At 61.1% G+C, this 8957-nt stretch carries 6 protein-coding genes and 1 pseudogene; 4 read left to right on the top strand and 3 right to left on the bottom strand.

Annotated elements, in window-relative coordinates; all coding sequences use genetic code 11:
* A partial coding sequence (locus EOA32_RS38860) for an SGNH hydrolase domain-containing protein (protein WP_189407435.1) occupies positions 1–839 on the top strand: 839 nt, incomplete at its 5' end.
* Complete coding sequence (locus EOA32_RS28420; RefSeq protein ID WP_128373483.1) at positions 763–2904, top strand: acyltransferase family protein; 2142 nt, start codon at positions 763–765, stop codon at positions 2902–2904. The genes EOA32_RS38860 and EOA32_RS28420, both read left to right, overlap by 77 nt.
* Positions 2905–2924: 20 nt before the next feature.
* Here the strand turns inward: EOA32_RS28420 and EOA32_RS28415 are convergent, their stop codons facing one another.
* Together EOA32_RS28415 and EOA32_RS28410 are read right to left on the bottom strand one after the other, a co-directional pair.
* Positions 2925–4955, bottom strand: a complete 2031-nt coding sequence (locus tag EOA32_RS28415; RefSeq protein WP_128373482.1) for a hypothetical protein — start codon at positions 4953–4955, stop codon at positions 2925–2927.
* Positions 4956–5882, bottom strand: coding sequence for a glycosyltransferase (locus EOA32_RS28410; RefSeq protein ID WP_245499405.1), 927 nt, complete (start codon positions 5880–5882; stop codon positions 4956–4958).
* Positions 5883–5960: 78 nt separating this feature from the next.
* Here EOA32_RS28410 and EOA32_RS28405 point away from each other — a divergent pair, with 78 nt between their 5' ends.
* A complete protein-coding gene (locus tag EOA32_RS28405; RefSeq protein ID WP_128373480.1) occupies positions 5961–7058 on the top strand; it encodes an IS630 family transposase in 1098 nt (365 codons plus the stop codon).
* A gap of 456 nt (positions 7059–7514) precedes the next feature.
* Here the strand turns inward: EOA32_RS28405 and EOA32_RS28400 are convergent, their stop codons facing one another.
* Positions 7515–8375 carry a hypothetical protein gene (locus tag EOA32_RS28400; protein WP_128373479.1) on the bottom strand — a complete coding sequence of 287 codons (861 nt, stop codon included), beginning with the start codon at positions 8373–8375 and terminating at the stop codon, positions 7515–7517.
* An 85-nt stretch (positions 8376–8460) separates the two neighbouring features.
* On the opposite strand from EOA32_RS28400, the pseudogene EOA32_RS38855 reads away from it, so the two are divergent.
* Positions 8461–8957, top strand: a pseudogene (locus EOA32_RS38855) (hypothetical protein); the annotation flags it as partial.

Raw genomic sequence — 8957 nt, 5'->3', positions numbered from 1 at the left:
TGGTCAGGATACCCGAACTGGGCAGCGCGTTTTGCGCCTTTGGCGCGCCCTGGGATAAAGCGAAGCACCGCGGCATGCTTTGGGGCGACAGTCATGCAGAGCATCTTGCGCCGCTGCTGGACGTCGTCGGACAGCGGGAAGACACCGCTTTCTTCCTGTACCGGGCTTGCCCGGCGGCTTTTGGGAAGGGCGTCAACCGCGCCTACCCTGGGCAGCCCCGCTATCAGGAAATCTGTGCATCGTCCCGGCAGGCGGCGGTCGGCATGCTGGGTCGGCGCTCGGACATCGACATTGTCGTGCTGTCATCCGCCTGGACCAGCCTTGCCACCACCGATGTCCGAGCTGACGATGGGCGCAACGCCGACAAAGTGCTGTTGCTGCGCGACGGTTTGCAAAGCCTCGTCGCGGAGATCACCACGCATCATCGACGAATCGGGATTGTCGGCCAGGTTCCGGGGCCGGGTCTGGATCTCACCTCGTGTGCAGCGATGCGGGAAACCAAGATTTTGCGGCGTTGTTCAACGGAGATGGATAGCGAAAGAATACTGAAGATATGGGCGCCGACGGTCGCGGCGCTCGGATCCCTGGCCAGGAAGGACCGGGTATTCTTCCTGGATCCGGTGAATGGCATGTGCCCGAACAGACATTGTACCACCTACGTCAACGGCGAGTTCATCTATCGCGATGCATCGCACATTCGCAGGAATCTTGGACCCGTCACAGACGGCGAGCTCGCAAGAATGATCGGTTTCTTCCCGGCTCTTGCCGCCGACGGCGGCCAGCTCCGGATGTCAGAGACCGTCAACCCGAAGCTTTTGGCGGCGCATCGCAGCAATTGATGACGATGAGGAACGGCACAACAACAATGGCAGTGGCGGTCCAGCCTTGAGGATGGACACGGCTTCTCGATCGGATGAGGTGCCGGCTGGCCCGCAGCCGTTGCCTCGAGGTGCCACAGCGATCGCACCAATCGTTCACCGGGCGGACGTAGACGGGCTTAGAGCTCTCGCCGTCCTGGCTGTGCTTTTCTTCCATCTGAGAATCTCAGGGTTCACCGGCGGCTTCGCCGGCGTCGACGTCTTTTTCGTCATCAGCGGCTTCCTGATCACCCAGATCGTGGCAGCCGAGATCGAAGCGGGCTGTTTCAGCCTCGCTCAGTTCTATTCGCGCCGGGCGCGGCGGCTACTGCCAGCCTTTTTCATGACGCTGGCGGTCTCAAGCGTCGCGGCGTTTCTTCTGTTTGCGCCCCAGCATATGGAGAGCTTCGCCGGGTCTCTTCTGGCCGCGACGTTCGGCGTTTCGAACGTCCTCTTCTGGCGCGAGTCCGGCTATTTCGATCTCGGCGCGCGCGTCAAACCGCTCCTTCATACCTGGTCGCTGTGCGTGGAGTGGCAGTTCTACCTCGTCTGGCCGCTGCTGCTGACACTTCTTTGGATCGTCTTCCGGCGGCGCGTGTTCTGGCCTGTTCTGGCCATGGCGATCTCAGGCTTCTGCCTTGTCCTGGCGTTCCAGGACGGGTCATTTTGGCTGCTTTCAGGAACGCGGGCGGCGGACTGGATTGCGGACGGCCGCGCCACCGTCTTTTACAACGCGCCCTTTCGCGTTTTCGAGTTCGCTTGCGGAGCGACATTGGTCTGGCTTCGGAAGCCCCCCTCCGTCATAGCTCACGAGTTTATCGCCTTGCTGGGGCTGGCTATCATCGGGGGTGGCATCTTCTTTCTCGATGGCGGTGCGGCACCCCCGGCCTGGAACGTGCTTCCCCCGACCCTGGGCGCAGCGATGGTGCTGCATGCCGATCGCTCGCAATGGGTAAGCCTTGTCTTACGCAACAAGCCGACAGCCTACATCGGACGCATCAGCTATTCGCTCTACCTCGTCCATTGGCCCGTGATTGTATTTTGCGAGTACGCCCTGCTTCGGCCGCTGTCGCCAACGGAAACGATGCTAGCCGGTTTCCTGGCGTTCGCCCTGGCCGTCTTGATGTTTCACCTGGTTGAACAGCCCTGCCGGGCCGGCCGCGGATTCGTCTCGCCTCCCAGGCTTGCCTTGGCAGGCATTGTCTCCTTCGCGCTGGTCAGCTGGTGGATGCGGGATGGCCTGCCCTGGCGTGTGCCATCGGTTGCCGCAGGAACAGAACTGGCCGATAGCGTGGCATTGAAAGCGATCACCGGTTCGCTGGGCTGCCCGGACTTCTGCGAATTCGGAAATCTCAAGAGCCCAAGGAAAATCCTCGTTGTCGGGGACTCGCACGTCGACCACTACACGCGCGCTCTGGAAGAGCTTGGTGGGAAGGACTTTCATTTCCTGTTGGCGCAAGCGGGCAACTGCTATTTCGGAGCGAATCTTCAGACCCGGACCAACGGCGCGGTCACGCAACATTGCCGCGTGGCGACTGATCAAGCCGCTCGGTGGCTGAAAGCGGGAGGGATCTCCGCCATCGTGCAAGCCCAGCGGTGGCCCGGATACCGCAACCTGCTTGAGCGGAAGACCGACGGCGTGGCTGTCGACGCTCCTGATCTGGGCAAGCTGTTTCCGATGATGCTCATGGACGTCGCGAAGCTCTATGCCGATTTCCGCGGTCCGGTCATCCTGATCGGGCACGCTCCAAACACCAACCTGATCTGCGACGTGAGGCCTCACTATTTTCCGCTGCCATGCCCGGCGCCGTCGCTCTCGGAGCATGTCGCCTTCGAGGCTGCGTTTCGGGCGTTCGCGAGCCAATCCAGCTTTCAGCTGGTCGACCCTGTGCAGACCGTCTGCTCCACGACGGAGTGCCGCGCGACGGACGGCGCAGGACATAGCCTCTACGTCGACGACCACCACCTGTCGGTCTTCGGCGCAAGGCTGATCGTGCCGACAATCATCAGTAAGCTGCGGGACGATCTAGCCGTGGCGTCGCGATGAAACAGCAGTGGGTCGGTGAATCAATCTGTGCGCGGCAGATACCCACGACACGCTGCTGCCGTCGCGATTGACCAGGCCAGGATCGTCCCCAGAACGATGAAACAGAGCGCGCTGACCGCAAGCGGGACGGCGACCTCGTAGGTTCGCCCATTTTGGCGCGGATCGCTTATGTCCGTGGCGGCGAACAGCACCGTATCTCGTTGGCGAAACGTGTACTCGCCCTGCCGGACGGCGGGCCACGAGTGCGCAGACCAGTTCACGCGTCGCAGCGGTGTCCCGTCCTCTCGCAGATAGGAGGCTTGCGAAGCAGGAAGGTCGTCAAACTGGAACAGGCCCGGAAAGCTAGGGGCCGGAAGGCGGGCTCCGTATCCTCCTCTGGAGGTGAACATTGCCTCGTTCTGCAACCGCCCCCCGGACAGCTGCGGCGTGAGGGCGAGTATGGCGACGCAGCCGGCGACGAAGAGAGCTGCGCCCCCGACGGTTCCCGCAGCAAAGCTCCAACCCGTTCTACGGTTCTGAGCAGGCTCCGCCTTCACGGCGAGCATGCCGCCGATCCCCAGCGCGACGGGCAGAAAGAGGCTCGGGGTCAGCAAGACGTCATGTGACGTGAGCATGACGCCCAGGACGGCAACACCAAGAGGAAGGTCTCTCGCATCGCGGACAAAGCAGAAAGCGAAGCCGACGAGACCGATCGGAACCAGCCATCCGAGGTGACCGAAGGCGATCGCGAACAGGACAAAACTGTTGTGGGGCGCGAGAGCCTGCGCCTCTTCGAGGCCTCGGCCGAAGAAGCCCCCTTCCCTGTAGGCGAGCAAGCCGCGTTCCAGAAAGAGAGCGCGTGCCGAGATCGAATTTCTTACGCCTTCATCCGTGAGCCGCTCGCCGAGTGCCTGCATCTTGCTAGCGCTCGGAGATTGGCCCGAATTGGATGAGGATGCCGATGAGGGCATCGCGTTGGATGCCGGAACTGGCATCGCGCCAGTGTCCGACGGAGCTTTAGGAGAAGCTGGCCCCCCGCTTTCCAACGTCCTTGCTTCCGGCTGCCGTGAAGAAGGTCCGTTGACGGCGTTGCCAGGGAGGTCGGCGTGGAACGAAGCCGCTGGAGTCGTCGGCGGTAGAGTGCCGGGCCTGGGTGGGGATGCGGCTGTGAGCGAAGTGTCGACGGCCGCCGACGCTTCGTTAAGCGCCTCGTTCAGGGAGAGGACCCCTCCAAGGGACTCTCCCACGGCAACGCGGAAATAGTTATTGGTGAGCGAGGCAATGCCAATCGCTACGAGGAGCGCAAATGCAACAGCGATCGCGCGTGCCCAATCACGAAGGTCGATCTGGAATTGCCGTCCATTGCGAAATCGTTGCCAGAGGCGAACGGCAATGGGCGCCGCGACGGCCGCAAAGGCGGCGAGAAGGGTCGAGCGGGAAAGAGTGGCCAGCAGTGCCGCCCCCACAAGAACAAGGAAACTCGCACGCCATTTTTGCGCAACCGCGCCGTAGCTGGCTGCCGCACCGAGCAGCAGGCCGGCCGCTGCAACGTTCGGGTTGATCGCCAACCCGGCAGCTCTGCCCGGAGTGTTGGTGAAGCCGTTGGCGAAGCACAGATCCAGGAAGCAGATGACAGCACTGAGAGCAGTGGCCGACGCCGACAGCCGCAACACAGTTGCAGGGGAGGAGGCAAGCATCATCACGATCGCCGCGCCACCGAGAAACAGGGTAATCAGATAACACTTGGCGACGATTCCGACCGGATGCAGCACAACCGGGGCGACTGCCATCGCTGCGGCGATCGCAAGCGGCACGATCGCCTTTCGCACGTCACGGCGCACCACCAGAACAGCGAAAGAGACGATCAGGACGCTGCCATAGAGGGCGTGGAAAACCAGCCTCGCGAATTCATCCCTGCCCATAAAGAACGGCAGAAAGAACGGCATAAACCACGACTGGTAGAGCACCACGGCGAGCGCACAGATCCCGGCGGAAAGGTTCGCCAGGATCGGCCTCCACCGATGCGCCGCACTCAAGGAGCGATCCTGGGAGGCATGACCGATCCCGCTCATTCATCTCCCCGCGAGATAGAGGCGTTCATAATCGTCGACCATGGCTGCGATCGAATAGCGCTGCCGCATCGTCTGTTGCCGAAACTTCCGGTCGGCCAGCGGCTCCGGCATTCGGTCGAGAACGGCAAGAAGCCCGCGAGCGAGATCAGCAGGGTCACGAGCCTCCACCAGGACACATCCTGGCATCCCGGAGACGGCCTCTGGATTCCCGCCGACGTTTGTGGCGACGACTGGAAGGCCGGCGGCGAGCTTTTCCATCAAGGCGTTGCAGAAGCCCTCTTCGTGGGAAGCGATCACGCCGATGTCCATGCCCGCGAGCAGGACCGGGACATCGGTCCGGCTCCCTAAAGCCTGCACTTTCGATCCGACGCCTAGCCGGGCGGCCTCGTCCAGCAGAGCCTCGCGGATGCCCCGATCCTGTCCGGCCATGAACAACCGCAGGCCCGAGTGCCTTGGGGAGGCGAGCGCGAACGCCTGGATCAGATCTCTATGTCCCTTGTAGGGTATGAGGTTGGCAACGATTACGATTCCGATTTCGTCCGGGCTGAGACCCAGTTTCAGCCGGGTCTCGGCCCGGCTATTTTCAATGTCATCGAAGCGGCTTAGATCGAGGCCGTTCGGTATCACCTTTACCGCGTGGACATCGTAGTCGTCCCGGGCTGCCATATCGGCCGCGACCGCATGAGAATTCGCGACCACCACGTGGGAAAGCCTGTTTGCGATCCGATCCATTCGTTTGAGCCGAGGCCATCGCTCCTGGTGGTTGCCGAGACCGCGTCTTGAGGTGATCACGAGCCGTGCAAAAGCGATCCGACCTGCAACGGCGCCCAGGAAATTGGTCAGAGGCAGCAGCGCGTGAACGGCCGTTGGCCGCGACAAGGCGATGCGGGCCACAAGGGATGCGACGGCAGCGGAAAGAACCAGCATTGCCTTCACGCTAGTCACCTGGAACTGAAGTAAGCCTCATTATATATTGCTTCTGTTGGACCGGCAGGAGGGTTAGTGATGGTTGGCAGACCGGCGGATTTGGTCGTGTTGAGTGACGAGGATCGGACTTTTCTGGAAGCTCAGGTCCGTCGACACAAAGCGCCCCGGTCGCTATCAGACCGGTGTCGGATGATCCTGCTGTGTGCCGAAGGGCTGCAAAGCAAGGAAGTTGGCGAACGCCTCGGTGTCCACGAGCACACGGTCGGCAAATGGCGTCGCAGGTTCGTGCAGGATGGCATTGAAGGCCTAACAGACGAATATCGTGCGGGTCGTCCACGGACAGTATCTGACGCGCAAGTGGCTCAGGTGATTGAGCGTACGCTGAACACCACGCCGAAAGACGCGACCCATTGGTCGATCCGCTCCATGGCAGCCGGCTCCGGACTATCGCACACAACCATCCGGCGGATTTGGACCGCGTTTGGTCTGCAGCCGCACCGGTCAGAGACATTCAAGTTGTCCACCGATCCGCTGTTCGTCGACAAGGTCCAGGACATTGTTGGCCTCTATATGTCGCCGCCGAACCGGGCGATCGTGCTGTGTGTGGACGAAAAATCGCAAATACAGGCGCTGGATCGCGAGCAGCCGGTCTTGCCAATGGCACCGGGCGTGCCCGAGCGGCGCAGTCATACCTACGTTCGCAACGGCACGACATCCCTGTTCGCAGCACTCGATGTGGCCACCGGCGCTGTAATCGGTAAGTGCTACAAACGCCATCGTGCGACTGAGTTCCTCGACTTTCTCAAGCGGATCGACTGCGAGATGCCCAAAGGGTCGGACGTACATCTCGTGATGGACAACTATGCCACCCACAAGACACCGAAGATTAAAGCCTGGCTAGCACGCCGCCCGCACTGGCATGTGCACTTCACACCGACATCAGCGTCCTGGATCAATCAGGTGGAACGGTGGTTTGCAGAGCTAACGCGCAAGCAATTGCAACGCGGTGTCCATCGATCCACCGCTGAACTCGAAGCCGACATCACCGCCTTTATAAAGGCCCACAACGAAAACCCCAAACCCTATAAATGGGTGAAATCCGCAGATGAAATCCTCGCCTCCGTCAAACGCTTCTGCCAAAAGACAATGAGCCGAACTTCAGATTCACATGACTAGGTCGTGTCTTTGGTGCGGTGCTCGGTTCGAGGGCCCGCTCGGCCCGTGCCGCCGCTGCGGGCGCGGGGTTCTGTCGGTGAAGTCCGTATACGAGGTTTACTCCGGCACAGCTCAAGGGCTCGGCCAGGACGCCGCCCTTTGAAAGCGAAAACACTTCCACCCGCCAGCCTCTCCTTTTCAACTCCTTCGCTAGCATAACGAGTTGGCTCTCTGTGCCGCCAAGGTCGAGCTGCCCGATAACGAAGAGCACTCCCCGGCGACGCATTTTTGTCAGCGTCGCCGCGGGTACGGCGGCAAGGTCCCGTTGCTCAGTACCAGACATCGTCATTTCTTTTCGAAGCGACATTTCGCAGCCCTCGCTGAGCTCGGCTTGCCATACGCGTGCACCGCCTGCAACCCAAAGGGTCGGTAAACCAGCCGGATCGAAGGCTCGCGAACAACTAAATCCGGTCCGGGCTAAGCAACATTACGACGCCTCAGAAGCGCGCTGAAAGCTATGAACAGGATACCCGTCGCCACAAGCATAAGCGGCGGCCACCATTTCAGGCGCTCAAACTTTGCCTCGTAGTTCCGGACGTCGTTGAAGCCTTGAGACGTCCCGAGGGGTTGCCACGATTGGCCATAGGCTTTGTGCAACAGGGGCAGCATCGATCCGAATTGCACATAATAGGGATCGATTATGGTGGGATCCTGCTGTACCTCGCTAAGCGAATGGGGGACGAAGACGCCGTAGTCAGAGTCCAGAATGCTGCCATTCGACTCAACGACCGTGTGCTCAGGCACCGTGTATATCGTGGCCTCGATCCCTTGATCTGCCAGGACGGAATACACAATCTTCGAAACCTGGGAGCAGAAGCCGTAGCCGCGGGCAAGCGCCTTGTGGGGAGTCACAAATTCATAATTCTGGAGGTTTTGCCGATACTGAGGAAGGAAGCTCTGCATCCAGAGCAGGTAATTGTCGAAAAGCCCTATCCTTGTGTAGCGGGTGTCTGCGAGGGTCCACTCGTCGCCTTGCGTCCAGTAGTGCACCATGCCGCCTGCCACCGCCTTTGTGAGGCGCTGGAGATAGGCCTGCACGGGCTCCTCCGGATCGCGGTAAAGGTCATCGACGTCTGCGACTTTCTCCTCGAATCCGAGGGGGCCTTCGGTTGCGGCCTGCGGTGGTGCCGGATAGGCGCTGATCAATCCAAGTGGGTAGGCCGAAACGAACAGCAAGAACGCCGTCCCGAGGCCAGCCGATAACAATCCCAGCGATCGCAACGGTCCCGCCGTTAAACGACGCCACATTCCTTGCCGCGTTTTGAGGGTGCTATCCATGCTCAAGCCACCGCGCGGGCGCAGCCGCAGACTCATTTGCACATCGAAGTTGTGGACGGCCGAGCTTCGACCGTCTGTGATTAAATTGTCAATCGGCACCACATGCGGCTTGTCGCGGGCGGCTGAACGTGAGCATTGGGCATTCGTGAACGCGGACACGGCTTTGGCACCAAACGGAACACGCAACCCCGGCAGCACCACCGATACGCTTCGGCGCTTGTGGCAGCAGGTTTCGAAGCGCCGGAAACGACAGTTTTTCGGGCTTTTGGGCCTGATGACCTGCGGCGCTCTCGCGGAGGCGGCGACACTTGGAGCCTTGCTGCCGTTCCTCGCGCGCATCGCCAATCCCGAGGCAATCGGCGGCCAGTCCTTCCTCGCCCGTCAGCTGGCCGGCTTTCGACTGACCGATGCTTCGGACAGCCTTCTTGGCCTAACAGTTTTGTTTTCGGTGGTCGCCCTCACGGCGGGCTCCGTCCGCATTTTCCTGACCTGGGCCACCAACTCCTATGTCTTCTCGCTCGGACACGAACTGGGGGTCCAAGTCTACGAGCGCGTGCTGCACCAGCCCTATAGCTATCACGT

The organism is Mesorhizobium sp. M1A.F.Ca.ET.072.01.1.1, assembly GCF_004023325.1.
Classification (GTDB): Bacteria; Pseudomonadota; Alphaproteobacteria; order Rhizobiales; family Rhizobiaceae; genus Mesorhizobium.
Note: the sequence above shows the minus strand (reverse complement) of the source record. Positions and strands in the feature narration are given on the sequence as shown.

What these genes read in the sequence shown, in the direction of transcription:
- EOA32_RS28410 (WP_245499405.1), bottom strand. Translation starts at nt 5,882, where the DNA reads ATGCTGGTTCTTTCCGCTGCCGTCGCATCCCTTGTGGCCCGCATCGCC.
- EOA32_RS28415 (WP_128373482.1), bottom strand. Translation starts at nt 4,955, where the DNA reads ATGAGCGGGATCGGTCATGCCTCCCAGGATCGCTCCTTGAGTGCGGCG.
- EOA32_RS28400 (WP_128373479.1), bottom strand. Translation starts at nt 8,375, where the DNA reads ATGGATAGCACCCTCAAAACGCGGCAAGGAATGTGGCGTCGTTTAACG.
- EOA32_RS28405 (WP_128373480.1), top strand. Translation starts at nt 5,961, where the DNA reads ATGGTTGGCAGACCGGCGGATTTGGTCGTGTTGAGTGACGAGGATCGG.